Consider the following 19,832-nt stretch of genomic DNA (forward strand, 5'->3'; position numbering starts at 1 on the left):
ACAGCAGTTTAAAAAAAATCAGTATTCAAAATTCCATTTCTTATGGAATTTTATCATCAATAAATAATAGTAAAATAACAAAGGGATTTTTTCTTGCTGAACTGAAAAAAATTTTTGCCTATTCCAAAACTTAGGAGATTGCTTTTGCAAGTCTTGATAAAAATTGACATTTTATTGCATAGACCTTCGAGGTTTTGAAAACCTCAAAGGTCATTTAGCCTCCGACTTCAGTCTTCCAGCTTCCAAAAATTTCAATGTTTCATAATCTTCAAAATCTCTATTTTTTGTCCCCATGAAACCTCAAGGATGTAAATTCCATTTGATGCCTTTTGAAGCTCCTCCAAAATCGATCTTGAAATCTGACGGAGGTTAGTGCCGGTAATCACCCTATTGATTGCATAAGGTGTAATTAGCCTTACCCTGAGATCTTCTCCATTGTATTCCCTGTCATCTATCAATTCCAGGTTGAATATTTCACCCGCATTGGGGTTTGGATAGACTCTCCATACACCCTTAACTTGATTAAGGGCGGGAAGGCGAACAGAGACTGTTTTTGAAAAATTAGAATTCCCATTAAAATCAACCTGCAGGAGTCGATAATAGGCCAGCCCGCCTATCAAGGGTAGATTGTGGTCATTGTACAAATATTCAACCATATCATCCGACCAACCGACTCCTGTCTCTTTACCTATCACTTCCCAGTTTTTTACACCTTGCAATGACCTTTGGATCTCAAAATGGGAATTTTCCCATTCCTTTGCGGTCGCCCATTTTAGGTCAACGGATTTGGTTTCTCTGCTGAAGTTGGCATCGAAATAAAGATACTCCACTGGCAAAATTCTGAAGTTAGGGTATCTGATAATGACAACTCCGGAACTTCCAGCTCCACCACCAGAACTTCCAGCACCTCCACCAGAACCCGGTGAACTAACCGGGGTACCACCGGTTCCAGTATTGTTGGCATTGTTACCAACACCGCTGCCTCCTAAACCAGCTACATTCCTTTGAGGACTTGTGTTTGAACCACCATTGGTAGTGCCCCCTCCACCTGACGCATATATTCTTACATTCCCTCGGAAACCAGAAGAAAAGCCTTCTCCACCATTACCACCATTTGCAGTAAAATTAGCCCCAGGACCATCAATTATGATTCCAGATGTACCAGGACCTCCTGCACCTCCTCCACCTCCTCCAATGCTATTATTAAATCCTGCACTCCCTCCATTTCCATTTTCCCTCCCATTACCTGGGGTATTCAAACCACTTGCACCGCCTCCTGAGGCATTCAACTGAAAACCATTATTCCCATTTACTGATATATCTGAACCACCTCCACCGCCACCTCCTGCGACTATCTGAAAATCTGTTCCTTGACCAAATAAAGAAAGCGTACCATTGGTGCCTTTAATATTTTGGTTTCCTGCTCCACCTCCTCCACCTCCAACATTCATTTCAAACTCGGTATCTACCTCAAATCCCTGTCCTCCATTAATGTCATTAAAACTTGCAATGGTGATTCCACCACCGCCCCCACCTCCGGCAGCATTTCCAAAACCGCCGCCACCGCCGCCGCCAACCACAAACAACTCAAATTCAGTAAGCCCTTTTGGAGCAGTCCAGGAATTCAAGCCAGGATTAGCAAATTCAATGATCGTGGTCCCCGTAATCGCCCCATCATCCAATAAAGTCCCCCCAACAAAAAGCTGACAAGTATAGGAAATTCTTACCCTGCCGTTACCTCCATTCCCACCCGCTTGGTTGGTGCCTCTTGCTCCACCACCTCCCCCTCCGGGAGCATTAATTGGAGAAAATCCATCACTGTTATTGGAATTGGCCCCATTTCCTCCCGATCCTCCACCAAGAGGTTCAATGGCCCCGTCTCGGTTAGTTGCAGAGTTTCCGTCAACCCCAATTCCTGCCGAAGATCCGCCGCCGCCCCCGGCGTTGGGGAATCCACTTGCTCCATCACCCCCACTAAATCTGAAAGCACCGATGCCAATTGCAGAAGACCCTCCTAACGCACCAACGGAATTATTATTACCGGGACTTTGGCCACCTTTGGCCAAAACCACCTTATTGGATATTGCCTCTGAAAGGGCAATCCATGAATCTTCTCCATTGGTATTGGATAGACCTCCTGCCCCAACCGAAACAGTATAAACTGTGCCTGGAATAACATTGATTTCGCTTCTTGAATAAGCACCACCTCCGCCACCGCCCCCGGTACCTGTAGTAGTCCTACCCCCGCCTCCAGCTCCTGCACCCCAAACTTCAACCACGAGGGAGTTTACTCCAGCTGGCACAAAAAAGTCAAATTCTCCAGGAGAATTGAAAATTAACGGGCTGTTGCATTGAGCATATAGGTTAGAACTTCCCCACTGAAATAGGCTTACCAACAAGAACAAGCATACATTGGAGTGAATTAACTTCATATAAGGATCGTTCCTTTCCGCTCAATCAATCCTTAGGAACCAAATCAGCATAAAACAAAGGATGATTTTTTATGTCAATTTGATAAATACCAAAAGGCAGGGGAAATTAAAGGTTTCAATTTAACAAAAAACAGAATATAAAAAATACAAAAAGATTTTAAGTTAAATTAAAACACGTTTTTCAGCATATAAATGAAATATTGAATAGCGTTGAAGCCATTTATCTCATCTACTTTAATTTTCGGGAAGAAATTTTAGAATCCGAATTCACCATTGATAATTTTTTGAACAGCCTTTGGTTAGGTTTTCCAGGCTTATTGGTGAAAAGCGGATATTCAAAAAAAGGAAAAATCACTTTATTGAACCTAAACTTGATTTTCGAAGCACCTTGATATATTCAATCTTTTTGCCCCAAGAAACCTCCAAAATATAAATCCCATTGGATGATTTTTGCAATTGCTCTCGAATTTGTTCTGATATTCTTCGAAAATCACTTCCTTCAAAAAAATAATTGCCAGAAGTAGGTGAAATCAACCTTATCCTCAAATCTTCCCCTGAATATTCTGAGCGGTCCACAAGATCCAAGGTAAATTGATCACCACTATTTGGATTAGGAAAAACTCGCCAAACATGGTTGGTAACCTGCTGAGAAGGAATCCTGATGGCAATAACCTTGCTGAGATGAGAATCTCCATTGAAGTCGACCTGTTTCAATCTGTAATAAACTATTCCTCCCACGAGTGGTAAGGATTTGTCTTTATAAGAATATTCCACAGGCGTATCTGACCAACCAAGCCCTTCGATTTTTTCGATGGCTTCCCAATTTTTTACATTTCCCATGGAGCGTTGAAGTTCAAAGTGGGAGTTTTCCCATTCTTTTCCTGTGGCCCATTTAATTTCTGCCAACCTTTCTTCCCTCCTAAAATTGGCTTCAAAGTAAAGATATTCTACCGGAAGAATTTTAAAGGTCTGCCTGACAATGACAATACCGTTAGATCCATTACCTGCAGTTCCAGAAGAGGTTGCTCCTCCACCTGAACCAGTGTCTGCCAATCCATTCCTGCTCGCCCCAGAGCCATTTGCATTTCCACCTGATCTTGTTGTTGCATCTCCTGGAACCCCAATTCCACCTAGACCATTTGAACCGTTTCCAATTCCACCTCCTCCTGCTGCATATGTGATGCTCATTCCGGTGATATCCCTGACAATACCTCGACCCCCATCACCGCCATTATTGCCTGATCCATCATCTCCAGCAGTGACCGATCCTCCACCGCCCCCGCCCCCTCTATTATTACTGTTTCCTGCCCTGTTTCCTGTACCGCCATTACTTCCTAATCCAGGTGAAATATTTTCAATTGATCCTCCTAGTGCACTTCCACCAGGATTAGAGTCATTCCTAATATCATTAGATGCTGCCCCTCCACCGCCGGATCCCCCAGAATTTCCAGTTCTCAAACCAGAATTTGTAGACCCGCCGCCGCCGCCGCCATCTACAGTCAAACCCAGAAACGATGATAACCCTCCATCACTGCCACGGGCATTTGTATTTGTGGATCCAGCTCCTCCGCCGCCAACAATCACAGGCACTACAGTACCAAATGGTAATAATTCAGAAGGAATATAAATCACCCCCCCTGCACCACCACCTCCGGCACTCGTACCTCGTCCACCTCCACCACCTCCTGCTACTATCAGTAGTTGAGCTTCATCAAGGGGTTCTTCATCATCATTAGGTCCGGGAATCACCCAGCCTGTACTGCACCTGAAAATATAAACCCTTTCAAAGAAGCCTTCTCCACCAGATTCAAAAGCCGGAAGATCAATTATTTCCAAACACCCGGAACCAGTACCAATATATACTTCCCCATTTCTGCAATTCCCACCGGAAGTTTGGAATTTATTGGTAAATAGAATTCCATTGTTTCCATTCAGACATCCTGCACCTGTAAGATTTCCAATTACAAATAAATAATTAGGTTGATCATTATCCCCTGCAGAAATATTGGAACCTCCATTCATTTGGATATCCCCTTGAATATTCAGAGACCCATGGATATTTATGTTCCCGTTGTTTTGGACATTACCACCGATAGAACCCACTCCAATGCTGAAAACACCTCCTCCATTATTGGTCAAGGTGCCTGAAACACTTATAGATCCATCCGTTGAATTGGTCTGACCATTATTTTGATAATTGCCTCCGACAGAAATACTTCCTGAATTATTGACTTGAGAACCACTATTCACTGTCATACTTCCGCTTATTGTAGAAGTGCCAGTTGAATTAAAAGTTCCATTTACTGTGAAATCACCTGTTCTTACAAAAGATCCCGAATTATTGATGACTTTATTGCTGTTGAGTGATGCGAAATTCAAGGTTAAAGTACCGGAATTATTGATTGTCCAGTTACCGTTGTAATCTGCTCTAGCGGTAAAATTTCCTAAATTATTAATTTGGGAAACACTTGACAAACTATTGAAATTGGCATTTACAGTTACTCCTGTTGGAATACAAACAGTAACATTTTGAGCATTATTAAAATTAATTGCTGAAGTTCTATTTGCAGTAATACAAACAGTTATTCCGTTCGCATTATTAGGAATTGCAGGGCTTGGCCCTCCGGTTGCCCCAAATGAATGATCACATACCGAGCAAGTCTGTCCTTCCACTGTCCCGTAAATTACCAGGAAGTGTAGGATTAAAAATTTTAAAATTAATTTTTTATTTAAAACTGTAATATTCACAAAATAGGGTGTCTACTCGAAAACAAGGTGCTCAAGTAATCTGTTTATTTTTGATAAACATTTCGAAAGAAATCAATGAATGCCTCTCAAGCTTTCACATTCCAGAAGCTTTTCATATTTAAATAGGTTACCAAGAGATTCAAGTATGGGTTTGGCCTGTCTTTTGGATTACTTTCAATTGCTTTGATTCAAAGAATTATGGGTGATTTTTTAAACCTAAAATTTTCGATTATAAAACTACAACGATTTTAATAATTCTCATCAAAATCCTTGTAATTTTTAAGCTCAATTTGATATTTATCAAGTACTTATAAAAAAAGCAAAAGGAACTTTTAAAAAAAAACAAATAATTTTTTAAAAAAAATGTAATTGAAAACTTCAAAATGCTGAAACAAAAACTCATCACGGCAAAATCAAAATGAATGATTTGGAGTTTTGATCAGCTAATAAGTTAAACCAAAAAGAGCCTTTGGGTAATTCCCAAAGGCTCTTTTCACTTAGAATTTTTTCTGTTTAACCATTCATACTGATCAAAAACTCAACATTATCCCTGGTACCTTTCATTCTTTGCAACAGGAATTCCATTGCTTCTTGAGAAGTCATGTCCGACATGAGTTTTCTCAGTATCCAAACACGCTGCATTTCTTCTTTGTCCATCAAGAGGTCTTCTCTTCGTGTTCCGGAACCTGGCACGTCAATGGCAGGATAAATCCTTCTGTTGGAAAGTTTTCTGTCCAAAGCCAATTCCATGTTTCCAGTACCCTTGAATTCTTCAAAGATCACCTCATCCATCTTAGAACCGGTTTCAACCAAAGCCGTGGCGATGATGGTCAAAGAGCCACCGTTTTCAACATTTCTGGCAGCACCGAAGAACCTCTTAGGCTTATGGAGTGCATTGGCATCAACACCACCGGAGAGTATTTTACCTGATGATGGGACCACTGTATTGTACGCCCTGGCCAATCTGGTGATGGAATCCAACAGGATAACCACATCATGCCCGCATTCCACCATTCTTTTGGCTTTTTCCAAAACGATGGTAGCTACTTTCACATGCCTTTCAGCCTGTTCATCAAAAGTTGAAGAGATTACTTCAGCTTTTACAGATCGGGCCATCTCGGTCACTTCCTCAGGTCTTTCATCAATCAAGAGGATCATCAAATGAACCTCCGGATGATTCTCAGCAATTGCATTGGCTATCTTTTGCAATAATACAGTCTTACCTGTTTTTGGCTGTGCTACTATCATTCCCCTTTGGCCTTTACCTATGGGAGCAAATAAATCCAAAATCCTGGTAGAGTAGTTGTCTGATTTTGTAGAGAGATTCAATCTCTCTTCCGGAAATAATGGAGTGAGGTATTCGAATGGAATCCTGTCCCTGATTTCTTCCGAAGTCTTACCATTGACAGTAATTACCTTTAAAAGTGCAAAATATTTTTCTCCTTCCTTTGGCGGTCGGATGGTTCCTTTAATATGGTCTCCGGTCTTTAACCCAAATAGTTTGATCTGGGAAGGCGATACATAAATATCATCCGGTGATGCCAAGTAATTGTAATCCAATGAGCGCATAAAACCATAGCTCTCAGGCATGATTTCCAAAACCCCTTCATTTTCGATGATCCCTTCAAATTCTTTTACACTGACATAGGGTTTCCTTTTTGAAGGAACCATTTCTGCAGCAGGAATATGAACTTCATCAATATTTTTGAAATTTTTTCTTCTTGGAAGATCTACCTCAGCATCTGCTGCCACATTTTGAACAGGCACAGCTTCGGGTTGTGGGTCATCCACTACTTTACGTCGGGGCCTGATGAATTTGGCTTTTTCCTCACCATGAGAAGGATGGGGAATGTATTCTTTTACTTGCGAAGGTTCTGCATCTCTTTTGGGGGCAGGTTCAGGTTCTCTTTTTGGACGGGCTTCAAAGTCTTTATGGGGAGCAGGCTTTTCAGATTTGGGTGATTCATGTTTTTTCTCTGCTTGCTCTCTTCCGCTATTTTCCTTCGGCAAATCTGAAAAATTTTCTCTTTTGAATTTCGGTTTGCTTTCTTGCGAAGGCTTTGCATCCTTCTGATCTATAGACTTTTCTTTTTTATCCTGGCTGCCGGCATCAGCCTTCTCCTCTCTAAACTTGCGTCTTTCAGGAATTGTGGGTTTGCTTTCTTCTACCTTCTTGGTTTCTTCTTCTACTGCAACCGAAGGCCTTTTTTTGGGTAGTGAATTTTCATCCATGAGTGCCTGTTGATCGAGTATAGCGTATACAAGGTCGTCTTTTTTAAGTGTCTTAAAATTTTTAACACCCAATTCCTCAGCAATTTCTTTCAATTCAGAAAGAAGTCTGAGCCTTAATTCTTCTATGTTATACATAAAAAGCCTATGAAATTATTTGTAAGATTTGTGTGATAAGTAATGATTGTGTATTGAGTACTACTGAACTGAATTAAAAAGGTATTCAGGATAGCTGAAATCCAGGGGGATCGGATTTTCGGATACTATAACACTGCAATATTACATTAACATTAATTAATTACCAAATTAAATCTGGTTACGGCAATTATTTTTAGCCCATTATCTGTCGGAGTATATTAACAGACTTCCAATCGTATTGAAGATCCAAGTGCTTGGTATAAAACAGCAAAAAATGATCCAGTAATTTTTTCCTGATGACAGCATGTATCTTTTCTGTACAATCAAATGATTCATTGATTAAAAGATCCAAATAATCCATTTCCTCTTTTAATTCATCTGAAGCCTGTATTTCATCCAACAATTCATCGAAGAAAGATGCTGCATCATTGGGGGCAAAGCCCAGATATCTGGAAGTTTCATATAAAAACACCAAGGGGAAGTGAACCAAAATGGCCTCTTCCCTGTCCAATAATCCAAAAGCATATTCCAAGAAATCGAAAAACTCTTCATTTCGGTAATCTTGATAAATTGACTTTCCCAAAACTTCTCCAATAAACATGGCTATAGCAGAACGCTGATGGTCAAACGGGATTTTTTCATAGGCTTTGGATAATTTCACTTCCGAAACCCTGTTCAGACCAACGCCTTCTTTATCATAAACCACCAAATCCAATAAGGTAAGCGGTTGATAAAATGCCATTTTACTTTTTGCACCCTTGGTCCGGGCACTATTGACTATATATGATTTAAACCCTAAATCTCTGGTAAAGATCTTTACTATGATAGAGGTTTCCCTATACCTGATGAAGGAAATTACCAGGCCCCGGGTTTTTTTTAGATTCATAGAATCACAAATTTACCTGCAATTTTTTCAACTCCTGATTCATCAGAAACATAGACAAGATAGATACCTGCTTCAGGTCGGTTACCAGAACCTTCTCTTAAATCCCAGGTGGCTTTTCCTCCTCTGATCTGGGCTCCAAAAACTACCCTTCCTGCGGAAGTTGTGATTTTTATTTGGGCAAAGTCTGTCAATCCTTCAATACTCAGGTACCCGGAAAATTCCGGTCGGACAGGATTCGGGTATATTTTCAATGAGTTAAGGCTTTCAAATGCGGATATACTTGTACCCCTAAAAGAAAATGCAGCATTTGATTGGGTAATCAGAATCTCACCTGAAAAGGGTTCCAAAGTAGTGTTTTGAATATCAGGCGAAGTTAAGGGACTGTTGTTTCCGGTAAATTGATTCAATAGAATATCACCAAGTTCTGAAAATTGCCATAAGCCTTCCCTTTCAGTACCAAACCATTTGGTCTGATCCGGTGCAACCAAAACTGACTTAACCCGCTGCCCAATCAGCAGTGGCCTATTATCGAAAATAGGCAAAATGGCATTAATTGGACTGTTGATAGTAGTGAATTGAACAAATGGAAGATATGCCACACCTGATGAGGTAGCAATCCAGAGATTTCCTTCCAAATCCATATCCATATCTAAAATTTCTGAATTGGGCAGATTCCCTTGGTTTGAGGAATTGTTCAGCAAACGGTTAAGTCCTGTATTCTCATTGAATACCCTTATTCTTGGGGTTCCATTGGGCGGTGCTTGCAAAATCCAAAGGTTCCCGGATTGGTCCAAAATGATTTTGTGGGGAAATTGAAGCCCTGCAACAGGCACAGTAGTTATTTGATTTTTTGAGCTTAGTTTAAACAATCTGCTCGCATTGTCATTAACACCCATCCAAAGCAAGTTATCGTTTTGGTTTGCAAATGACCTGATGGAGGTAGTTGGGGATATATCGGGAATATCTATCTTTTCCAGGTTGCCATTTGATTCTATCCACAAGCCATTTTCAAAGACCCCAAAATAATTGTCTTCCTGAAATACTGCTTTGGACATTACATTACTTGGAGCAATTGCCGCTTCCCATTTACCATCTTTCAATACCGAGGTTTTATCACCAATAGATCTGATCGCATTACCTCTTATTGGAAGCAATACAGGTAATCCCCAAGTGCCATTTTCATCCCAGTGAAAATTTCTGATTTGGGAAAAGGGTCCATTTGGAAAAATGAAGTTGTCAGCATTTTGATTGAAAACACCAGTCTGTTGACTCAAATAAATATTGTTGCCCGTGATATGAAAATCAATAATCGAATTGTCTTCTCTTTGTAAAATCTGGGAAAATGACCCACCTGAAGACAGCTGATAGATGGAAGTGCCATCAGTAAAAAACAAGTCTCCATTGATTTTCTTTAATCTTCCGGAGTGCTCTGTACCGATGAGCCAATCCAAATTCCCATTTTTGAAAATGTAAATTCGGCCATCAGCATCAGATAAAAAAACTTCTCCTTCCAATACCTGAACTTCCATTGCCCCTCCCGGAAGATCTAGACCCTGATTGACCCAATTCCTGAAATCATTGAGGTTGGTATTTATATTTCCTTGCAATAACCCCAAGGCAGTAGCCAGATAATAAAAATCCCCTTCTTTATCTATATCCAAAATTTCCAGTTCTGAACCTTCCGGTCCAATATTGATATATGAATCACGGAAAGCTCCTATTGCAGGATCAATGACAGCCACACCAAAATCACCTGTCAAGTAAACCAACCCATCTATTGACCTGGCCCGAATGATTTTTTTGTTTAAAATCAATGGATTGTCCCTGATAGAAGTGAGTGATTGCACATTTCTTTCTCCTACCAAGTCCACTACTCCATCATCGTAAGCCACTATCAGTTTTTTAGATTGGAAATCATAAACAGAAGCGGTGAAAGATTGGGAATATAACCCATCCATGACTGAAAGTGGCTGGGGTTCATGATTGTCAGTTGAAAAATAAAACAGGGAATTTTCCCCTTGAAAGAAGATAGTTTGGTTACTTCCCGTCAAATTACCCCCTTCTGTATAAGCAGGGTGTATTCTCCAGCTCCCTACTTCAATTTTTGATTGGCTGTATACTTCAAAAACAGCAAAAACAGAAAGAAACAAGGACAATACTCCAATTCTTTTTTTGATCAATTTCTTCAAATTGGATGGAAAGCAATATGCTGATGTCATTAAATCGGGAAATTTCCACATTTTCAGATCCTTTTATCTCCCCTTTCCTTCAAAAAAACATTTCCTACATCTTGCCTCATAACTTTCCTTTTCTCCCAAAACGACTTTATTCTTAACTTCAACCAAGCGGTAAGAATAGGAAGCCAAGTCTCCGCATTTCATACAGATAGCATGAACTTTGGTGACGTATTCAGCAATTGCAAGCAGCTGAGGCATGGGATCAAAGGGATTCCCTTCAAAATCCATATCTAATCCTGCAAGGATGACTCTTTTTCCGGAATTGGCCAAAACATTAGCGACATTGACTATTCTGTCATCAAAAAACTGGACCTCATCAATTCCAACCACCTCACAATTTCCTGCCAATAGAATAATATCATCCGCAAATTGCACCGGAGTTGATCTAATAGCATTCTCGTTGTGCGATACCACATCCAATTCATGATAACGTTTATCCACAGCAGGTTTAAATATTTCAACTTTTTGCTTTGCAATCAGGGCCCTGTTGAGTCTCCTGATCAATTCCTCAGTTTTACCGGAAAACATAGAACCACAAATCACTTCTATATGACCTTTTTTTTCTGATTGTCTTGATTTTCCAAAAGTAGGTTCTATAAACATGCTCTATCAATCGCTATAATCCATATGGGTAAATTTGTTTTCTTCAGCTACACAGACTCTGATTTCCCCACTTTCCAAATAAGCTTGGCAAGATAACCTTTCGGAAGGGTTTAACCTGTTGTTTTTCCTGAAAAATTCTTCCCTCTCAGTCAATGCGGTAAGATTGTCCATACCTTTTTTGACTATGATCTTGCATGTAGTACATCTGCCTTTTTTTCCACAGGCATGCATCCAGTCGATGTGGTTTTCATGGATTAAATCTATAACTTTACGTACCTTATCATTGGATTTGATTTCCCTATGATGTAGGTTTTCAATAACAATTTTCAGCATGGTTTGTGCTATACTAGAATAAAAATTCCAAAATATAATATGTCCGCTAAAATAAACAGCAAATACGTAGAAAACTACGCCAGTGAATTCAGCAAGGAAATCTGTGACCAATATTTCTCCCAAAAAAAATATATGACAGGTCACCAAATCATCACCTTAAGTCCCAGTCCACAGGTTAATTTTTTTATCATTAAGACTATTTTTGAAGCTTGGCAACTTGAGTTGGAAAAACTTAAAAGCAATCCCTTTTTTGACTATAGGGACAAAACAGTCCATGAAGCACTTAAAGAATTCATGAATGTATTGTCACGGACCATTAAAATCGAAAGGACACATTTTGAACCCTTGCTGATCCGTGCAGTATTGGATGCCTTTGAACTAGCCATTGACCCAGTCAGTTATTATTCCGGTGAATTTGATAAAGTCCCCAGCAATCAAATCAACCAATATCTCAAAGAGAATAAAAAATATTACAAATGGCATGCTAATTTGATCACCAATCTGATTGATAAAGCAGGTTTAGAACATTCCAACCAAGCCTACAAGGATAGTCTGTCAAACAACTATTCCAACCAAAAAGCAAGTTTGGAAGATTTTAAAATATTGTTGAACAGCATGGGACAGGTTAAATTCCTGGACTTTTATCAGATATTGATCCAAGAAGAATCGGTAAAAGGACAGGAATCAATTATCGAATCCAAGGTACAGATAGAAAAGCCAAAGGAACCCGATACTGAAATTCATGAGGATGAAAAAAACCATCTTCAACAAGAAAATTTTGAAAATTTTCAGGAAAGCGATGATGAAATCCTTATTGAAAAGGAGACCAAAACAAGACACAGCAATGCAGCAAATGCCGCCCAGGCTATAGATCCCCTTCAAGCTTGGGCAAGGTTCGAAACTGAGGAATATTCCATCATGAAAGGGACGATCAAGGAACTTTCGGAAAGTATAGGGCTGAACCAAAGATTTATGTTTACAAAAGAACTTTTTGATGGAAATCCTGATCTTTTGAAGCACGGACTAAAATCAATTGATCAATGTGAGAGTTTTATTGAAGCCATCAACTTGATCAATGACCGCTTTGTTGGCACATTGAAATGGGATAAAAACTCGGAAGTTGTCATAGAATTTCTGCAATTGGTTTTTAGAAAATTTGATCAAAAAGACTAAATTCCAAGCTTGATTTATATAAATATCAATTTTGATTTACTAAATTACAAAAAAGTTAGTTACCCTGAATTTGGTATTTAATTATAAAGAGTATTTATTTGTTTCACTTCATTATAAGCCTGAGCCCGATAAAAACCAATAAACTCCCAAATTCACGGCACAAACTCTAAATGAATTCTGTTTAGTGTTTTAATTAATTTTAATATGTTTATTTTAGCATTCTACAAACTGTGCAACCATTTAATTTAATTTTTTTGGCAAAAAACATCAACAAATGAAAGGTTATCTTAAACTTAGACGTATAGTTTTGACTAAACTGCAAAATGGCCTGCCAAAACACCTGACATACCATAATCTGGAACATGTCCTGGATGTACTTGATGTTTGCAATCAATATATCAAAAGAGATAATATAAAAGGAGATGATGCGTTTTTGCTTCGTATAGGTGCAATTGTACACGATATGGGATTTTTAAAAACAAATATCAACCATGAAGAAGTTGGGGCAGATATGGCATCTGAAATCATGTCATCTTTGAACATGGGCCAAGAACAGATTGAAATTGTGCGCGGCTTGATACTTGCAACAAAAATACCTCAAAATCCAAAGACAGAACTTCAGAAAATAATTTGTGATTCGGATTTGGATTATTTAGGTAGAAATGATTACCCAGAAATCAGCAAGCGCCTCTATCTGGAATTTAAATCAACCAATGTGATAAAGACCGATGAAGATTGGAAAAACCTTCAGGTTTCTTTTTTGACCAAACACGAATTTCATACCCCTTTTGCAAAAAAATACAGAAAACCAAAAAAGCAGGTTTGGCTTCAGAAAATTGCTGAAGACAATATCTGAATCAACATTTTTTTTAAAATCAATTGTAATTCTATTAAAAATTACCCCATCCTATTCAATTGCTGAATTCTATGTGAATCCAATTTGATGAAAATAAACAATAGAATAGTAAAGGACCAAAGAGAAGATCCCCCGTAGCTAAAGAAAGGCAAAGGAATCCCTACTACCGGAAAAAGTCCAATGGTCATGGAGATATTGATGAAAAAATGGAATAACAGAATGGAAACCACGCAATATCCATAAATTCTTGAGAACCTGTTTTTTTGCCTTTCGGCCAACATCACTAACCTGATCAAAAGTGCACAAAACAAAGTAATCACCACCAAACTACCAATCCAACCGAACTCCTCTCCAAGTGTACAAAAAATAAAATCCGTATGCTGTTCAGGAACAAAATCAAACTTGGTCTGAGTCCCTTCAAGATACCCTTTTCCCATAAAGCCGCCCGAACCAATGGCGATTTTGGATTGGGTGACATTCCAACCTACTCCTAATGGATCAATATCAGGATTAAACAATACCATTATTCTATTTTGCTGATGGTCAGGGAGCTTGGATACCACATAATCCAAACTGTAGGAATAACCAATGATTACAATTCCTATCACCCCCAAAATAATCCCCCTTGATAATTTTTTCTTCCCCAATAAAAAAATAACGGAAATGATGATGACAATTCCGATTGCTAAATAAAGATTGTTTTCGATGGCCAATGACAATAATGATATCGCCACAAATGAAAGGCCTAAAGCATAATAGCTCACAGGCATGCCCTCCCTGTACAACATGATAAAAAAAGCAGAATAAACCATGGCTGTACCTGTATCAGGCTGTAGCATAATAAAGGCGACAGGCAACATGATAATGGCTAAAGATTGGATCTGGTATTTTATCTGAGAAAGGTCAAAAGTTGTTCTTTCCATAAACTTTGCCAATGCCAAAGCTGTAGCGAATTTGGCAAATTCCGCCGGTTGAAGTCTGAATGCTCCTATTTCAAACCAAGCACGTTGTCCGTTGATTTCTTTTCCGAAAAATGGTGTAATCAACAAAAAAAACAGAAAAATCAGGTAAAGTGGAATAGCTAGATTTTCATAAAGCCTATAATCTGCCACCATAATCACAATAATCAATAAAACGGCAGTCCCAATCCAAACGAGTTGTTTTCCTGAGTTGATTGAAAAATCAAAAATACTTTTGGCAGCTTGTTCGTCATAGACTGCTGCGTAAATATTAAACCAACCTATGATAACCAGAATAGCATAAATGGAAATTGAAATCCAATCAATCTTATTGATATATAAATCGTCCTGCCTCACTGTTTACATAAATTTTCCAACCTTCACATATTCCTCTAAAGCGGGTCTTGTGATTTCTCTTCTGATGTATTTTTCAATCATCAAACTTGCTGTACTTGCTGCTGCACGACCTCCCCACCCAGCATTTTCCACATACACGGCAATCGCGATCTTGGGATCTTCCTTGGGAGCAAATGCTATAAATACAGAGTGATCTTCTCCTTGGGGATTTTGGGCTGTTCCTGTTTTTCCTGCTATGGTAATATCCTTGATAGCTGCCCTGGCAGCAGTTCCGAAAATTGCTTCAGCCATGGCATCCTGCACCATGTCAAAATGATGGGCGTCTACCCCTACCTCATGTTTAATCAGGAATTTATTTGGGATTGCGGATGGATCTCCGTCTACAGCTTTAATCAAATGGGGAGGATAATAGTAACCCTTATTGGCAAAAATTGCAGCCAAATTAGCCATTTGCAATGGGGTTACCAACATTTCTCCCTGTCCAATTGATAGGGAATAGATAGTGGAATATTTCCATCTTCCTTCACCATAGATCCGGTCATAAAGTTTACTTGAAGGAATAGATCCTCCTTTTTCATTTTTTAAATCAATTCCCAAAGGACCCCCCAAACCAAACTTCAAAACATACTCTCTCCATTCATTCAAGCCTATTTCGGTATCCTTAAATGTATTCCCTGAGACTTCCCGGTTGATCATGGCCCTGTATGCCTGATGATAATAAGGATTACAGGAATTTCGGATCGCACCGAAGAGATTGACAGGACTTGGGTGATTGTGACAGGCTACCAAAGACCTGTTACAACTGTAAGTAGTATTTGGATTCAGAACACCCATCTGAAGACCTACAAGAGACTGTACTATCTTAAAAATGGATCCAGGAGGATACATGGCCATGATTGGCCTGTTGAATAGGGGTTTGGTTTCATCCCTGTTTAATTCCATATAATTGGAGCTAAACTGAGCACCTGTCAAAATATTGGGGTCATAGGTTGGGGCGGATATCATTGCCAGGACTTCACCTGTCTTTGGCTCGATTGCTACCACCGAGCCCCGCTTACCTTCCATCAGCATCTCACCATATAGCTGAAGCTCCAGATCAATAGTAGAGGTAAGGTTATGACCGGCTACAGAGGCTGAATCATATTCTCCACTTTTAAATGCACCTTTATCTACTCCCCGCACGTTGACCATTTTATACTTAACCCCTTTGACCCCTCTTAATTCATTTTCATAAAAACCTTCTATCCCACTTAGTCCTACATAGTCCCCTTGAGTATAATAGTTGGAACTATCCCTTTCCAATTGAATTGCGCTGATTTCACCAATATATCCCAGCGCATTAGCGGCACTTGATTGAGGATAGGACCTCACGGACCTGGTCATTACAAAAAGTCCGGGGTAATCAATGAGAAAATCCTGAACTCTTGCAAAATCGGTTGTTGAAATCTGCTTGATTAACGGTGATGGTTTGACAGGCGAATATTTTCTGGCGGCTGTGTATGCTTCTTTAAGGTATTCTTTATCAATATTGAAAATTTCACAAAATCGAGTGGTGTCATCGACCTGAAATTCCTTTGGAATAATCATCAAATCAAAAATAGGATTGTTGTAAACCATTATTTTACCGGTTCGGTCATAAACTAAACCTCTATATGGATGGTCTACCAAACGCTGAATAGCATTACTTTCAGCCCTTTTTAAAAAACTATCATCAGCTACTTGGATCAAAAACAGTTTGGTCAATAGAACTATGCCCACCAGTATTACGGTGATGATAATAGTGATTTGTCTTTGGTCGTTCATTAAATTCCTCTCCTTCTCCTGTATAACAACAGTTGGACAATTATACTCATTATTAATACAAAAATAGCACTGGCAATTATTTTTTGAAGGGAAGAAATAAATAAATCTGTACCCATGCTCTCAATATAAAAAAACAAAGAGTGATGGACCAGAATCAAAGGAAAGCTATATGAAAAAAACCATCCAAAGCCCATATTCAAAATGCTTGGTTGCAAATCATCGTCATATCCTCCTGTGGGAACCAATACCTGAAGCCATCTGTACCTCACAAACCCTACAGCGACCAAACAGGCTGTATGGATCCCCATAGTGTCATAAAAAAAATCCACTCCAAGCCCCATAAAAAAGCTGATCAATAAAACCGGTATTGTCTTGATGTGGACTGGAAGTAACAGAATAAACATCATATAAAGGAAGCAAAAAGCAATTCCAAAAAGGACTAGATTTTTTAGAATCAAAACCTGAAAAAACAGATAAAGGATTCCACCTCCTACCAACATGATAATCCTGCTGCTACTCATTTTCTATCCCTATTGATTGATTTAAAGAATCCAATTCCTGCTGCTGCGTATTCTCAACCAGATAAACATAGGAAATTCTTGAAAAGTCCGTGGCTAGTTCAATGGTTATATCCAGGTAGTTGGTTTCCGATCCGGGTTTTACTTCTGTAACCGTACCAATAGGAATTCCTTCGGGAAATACGGCATTGTATCCGGAAGTGACTACCTTATCCCCTTCTTTAACGACAACGTGCCGGGGCACATACAGCAACTTGGCAATTTTGGAATCCTTTCCATCCCATTTTGTCGAACCAAAAACATCATTAGACTGGATTTTTGAGGAAATGAGCAATTCTGTGTGTAAAAGTGAAATAATGGAGGAATAATTTTTACTCACGCTTTTCACTCTTCCAATTACCCCTTCTTCATTGAAAACACCCATCCCAGGCTTAATGCCGTGGTTGGAACCTTTGCTTATGGTCAGGTGATTTTGCGTTAATTTCAAAGAATTGTTGATGACTTTTGCTCCTTTGAATTGAAAACTGCTGGCCAATGCACTGTCAAGCGCAATAAAAACACTGTCTGAAGGTTGCCTGAATTTTTCCAATTCCATAAGCAGTTCGGCATTTTTATCGACAAGGCTTTTATTGACAGAAGCCAATGAAAAATATTCAACAACGTCATTCTGAGCACCTAGAATTGAACCAATCACTTGATTTGAACTATTGAAAAAAGCGGAACCTTGCTGTGAATTATTGGATGCAATCATCCACACAGCTATTGCTTCCAACAAAACAAATAACAGAAACGCGCGGATTTTAAATAAAAAGAGTAGTATTTGTTGCATTCAGTGATTAAGTCATCAACACTGTCCTGAAATTATTTATATTTTTCAATGCCGTGCCGGTGCCTCTTACTACAGCCCTTAAAGGATCTTCTGCAATATGAATCGGTAATTTCGTTTTCTGATGCAATCTTTTGTCCAGACCTTTCAACAAGGCACCGCCACCTGTAAGGTGAATCCCGTTGTCATAAATATCCGCCGAAAGTTCAGGGGGAGCAATTTCCAGTGCTTTTAAAACCGCTTCCTCAATTTTTGAAACAGATTTATCAAGCGCAAAAGCGATTTCAGAATAGGAGACTTTAATTACTTTTGGTATTCCTGTCATCAGATCCCTTCCTCGGATTTCATAATCTTCGGGGGCATCATCCAATTCCGTTAGAGCAGAACCGATAGCAATTTTTACTTTTTCTGCCGAACGCTCACCGATCAAAAGGTTGTGTTGTCTTCTCATATAATCAAGGATATCTTTTGTGAAAGTATCCCCCGCAACTCTTATTGATTGATCCGCAACAATACCTGAAAGCGCAATCAAAGCAATTTCAGTAGTACCTCCACCAATATCAACAATCATTGAACCCATAGGTTTTTCTATATCAATACCGATACCAATGGCAGCGGCGATCGGCTCATAAATCATATAAACTTCCTTGGCGCCTGCATGCTCGGCAGAGTCCCTGACTGCCCTTTTTTCCACCTCTGTGATCCCCGAAGGAATACATATAACCATCCTATGGGATTTTGGGAACATTCCCTTTTTATGACCGGGAATCATCTTGATCAATCCCCTTATCATTTGCTCTGCAGCATAAAAATCAGCAATTACACCATCTTTCAATGGACGGATTGTTCTGATGTTTTCGTGGGTTTTTTCATGCATATTCATTGCATCCTTTCCAACTGCCAAAACCCGGTTGTTGGTTCTGTCAATGGCAATGATGGAAGGTTCATCGACCACGATTTTGTCTTTGTGTATAATAAGTGTATTGGCAGTACCTAGATCGATTGCAATATCACTGGAGAAAAAATCGAATAATCCCATTATGTCTTTTTTGGTTGATTTGATGATAGATAATCGTATAAATTTAACAATGCAGCGCAGAACATCTAACGTGGGCAGGCAAAATTATTATCTAATTCCCAATTTATTACAAGTTTACCGTTTTTTTTTGTGGGAATAATTTTATTAACTTTGCATTGTAATACCAAGCTTAACTGAGGGGACACAAGTCCCCTCTTTCATTTCACAGCCCTGTTGCACATGAGTCTGAATCATATCCTGGAAGAAATTGTGACCAAACATCTTCCCGATGACAGCCACTTTTTAGTGGATATTCATTTGGTGGAGAAAGGTACAAAACCACAGCTTAAAGTTTTGATCGATTCTGATCAAGGAGTAAGTATTGAAAACTGTGCTCTGGTAAGTAGGCTTGTGGGTGAAGAAATTGAAGCAAAAGGATTGTTGCCTGATGCCTATATTCTTGAAGTCTCATCACCAGGTGTAGATTTTCCTTTAGATTCTAAAAGACAATATACCAAAAATATCGGCAGAAATCTGAAAGTGACTTATTTAAATGGAAAAGAAATAGAAGGTAAGCTTCTTGAAGTAGGTTCTTCAGAAATCAAGCTGGTAGTGAAAACAAAAGAAAAAGGTAAAAAAGCCCAAGAACAGGAAATCAATGTTCCCTTTGAACAGATTAAGAAATCAATTGTGTTAGTCTCTTTCAAATAAATAAA

General features: G+C 39.1%; 15 protein-coding genes. 3 read left to right on the forward strand and 12 right to left on the reverse strand.

All coding sequences use genetic code 11. From position 1 onward, the window contains the following. Positions 1 to 251: 251 nt before the first annotated feature. The 7 genes from B9A52_RS25335 to B9A52_RS01725 all read right to left on the reverse strand — a co-directional run bounded on the left by B9A52_RS25335 (position 252) and on the right by B9A52_RS01725 (position 11,606). Entirely contained in the window at positions 252 to 2,432 is a 2,181-nt protein-coding gene (locus tag B9A52_RS25335; protein ID WP_157370037.1) for a T9SS type A sorting domain-containing protein, read from the reverse strand. A 351-nt stretch (positions 2,433 to 2,783) separates the two neighbouring features. Next, positions 2,784 to 5,105, reverse strand: a complete 2,322-nt coding sequence (locus tag B9A52_RS01700) for a glycine-rich domain-containing protein (RefSeq protein ID WP_157370038.1) — start codon at positions 5,103 to 5,105, stop codon at positions 2,784 to 2,786. A 588-nt stretch (positions 5,106 to 5,693) separates the two neighbouring features. Next, entirely contained in the window at positions 5,694 to 7,547 is a 1,854-nt protein-coding gene (gene rho, locus B9A52_RS01705) for a transcription termination factor Rho (protein ID WP_084118670.1), read from the reverse strand. A 193-nt stretch (positions 7,548 to 7,740) separates the two neighbouring features. Then, positions 7,741 to 8,433, reverse strand: coding sequence for a DNA repair protein RecO (gene recO, locus B9A52_RS01710; RefSeq protein ID WP_084118671.1), 693 nt, complete (start codon positions 8,431 to 8,433; stop codon positions 7,741 to 7,743). Further along, positions 8,430 to 10,613, reverse strand: a complete 2,184-nt coding sequence (gene porZ, locus B9A52_RS01715) for a type IX secretion system anionic LPS delivery protein PorZ (protein WP_157370039.1) — start codon at positions 10,611 to 10,613, stop codon at positions 8,430 to 8,432. Before porZ ends, recO begins: the two co-directional genes overlap by 4 nt. Before the next feature lie 72 nt (positions 10,614 to 10,685). Next, the gene (locus B9A52_RS01720; protein ID WP_084118673.1) at positions 10,686 to 11,273 is read right to left on the reverse strand and encodes a thymidine kinase; all 588 of its coding nucleotides are present in this window, start codon (positions 11,271 to 11,273) and stop codon (positions 10,686 to 10,688) included. Positions 11,274 to 11,279: 6 nt separating this feature from the next. Further along, positions 11,280 to 11,606, reverse strand: coding sequence for a 2Fe-2S iron-sulfur cluster-binding protein (locus tag B9A52_RS01725; protein ID WP_084118674.1), 327 nt, complete (start codon positions 11,604 to 11,606; stop codon positions 11,280 to 11,282). Positions 11,607 to 11,645: 39 nt separating this feature from the next. On the opposite strand from B9A52_RS01725, the gene B9A52_RS01730 reads away from it, so the two are divergent. After that, positions 11,646 to 12,779 (forward strand): hypothetical protein, encoded by a 1,134-nt coding sequence (locus B9A52_RS01730; protein ID WP_084118675.1) that lies wholly within the window; start codon positions 11,646 to 11,648, stop codon positions 12,777 to 12,779. 274 nt (positions 12,780 to 13,053) lie between these two features. Next, positions 13,054 to 13,635, forward strand: coding sequence for an HD domain-containing protein (locus tag B9A52_RS01735; RefSeq protein WP_084118676.1), 582 nt, complete (start codon positions 13,054 to 13,056; stop codon positions 13,633 to 13,635). 41 nt (positions 13,636 to 13,676) lie between these two features. On the opposite strand, the gene rodA is transcribed toward B9A52_RS01735, so the two are convergent. From rodA to B9A52_RS01760, 5 genes are read right to left on the reverse strand one after another with little or no spacing between them, the layout of a single operon-like run. After that, a complete protein-coding gene (gene rodA, locus B9A52_RS01740) occupies positions 13,677 to 14,951 on the reverse strand; it encodes a rod shape-determining protein RodA (protein ID WP_084118677.1) in 1,275 nt (424 codons plus the stop codon). A 3-nt stretch (positions 14,952 to 14,954) separates the two neighbouring features. Continuing rightward, positions 14,955 to 16,754 (reverse strand): penicillin-binding protein 2, encoded by a 1,800-nt coding sequence (mrdA, locus tag B9A52_RS01745; RefSeq protein ID WP_084118678.1) that lies wholly within the window; start codon positions 16,752 to 16,754, stop codon positions 14,955 to 14,957. Next, a complete protein-coding gene (locus B9A52_RS01750; RefSeq protein WP_084118679.1) occupies positions 16,754 to 17,275 on the reverse strand; it encodes a rod shape-determining protein MreD in 522 nt (173 codons plus the stop codon). Before B9A52_RS01750 ends, mrdA begins: the two co-directional genes overlap by 1 nt. Beyond that, a complete protein-coding gene (gene mreC / locus B9A52_RS01755; RefSeq protein WP_084118680.1) occupies positions 17,268 to 18,101 on the reverse strand; it encodes a rod shape-determining protein MreC in 834 nt (277 codons plus the stop codon). The genes B9A52_RS01750 and mreC overlap by 8 nt, the downstream gene beginning before the upstream one ends. A 7-nt stretch (positions 18,102 to 18,108) precedes the next feature. Then, a complete protein-coding gene (locus B9A52_RS01760; protein ID WP_084118681.1) occupies positions 18,109 to 19,137 on the reverse strand; it encodes a rod shape-determining protein in 1,029 nt (342 codons plus the stop codon). Positions 19,138 to 19,356: 219 nt separating this feature from the next. On the opposite strand from B9A52_RS01760, the gene B9A52_RS01765 reads away from it, so the two are divergent. After that, entirely contained in the window at positions 19,357 to 19,827 is a 471-nt protein-coding gene (locus tag B9A52_RS01765) for a ribosome maturation factor RimP (protein WP_084118682.1), read from the forward strand. Positions 19,828 to 19,832: the final 5 nt, after the last annotated feature.

This window comes from Aquiflexum balticum DSM 16537 (genome assembly GCF_900176595.1).
Taxonomy (GTDB): domain Bacteria; phylum Bacteroidota; class Bacteroidia; order Cytophagales; family Cyclobacteriaceae; genus Aquiflexum; species Aquiflexum balticum.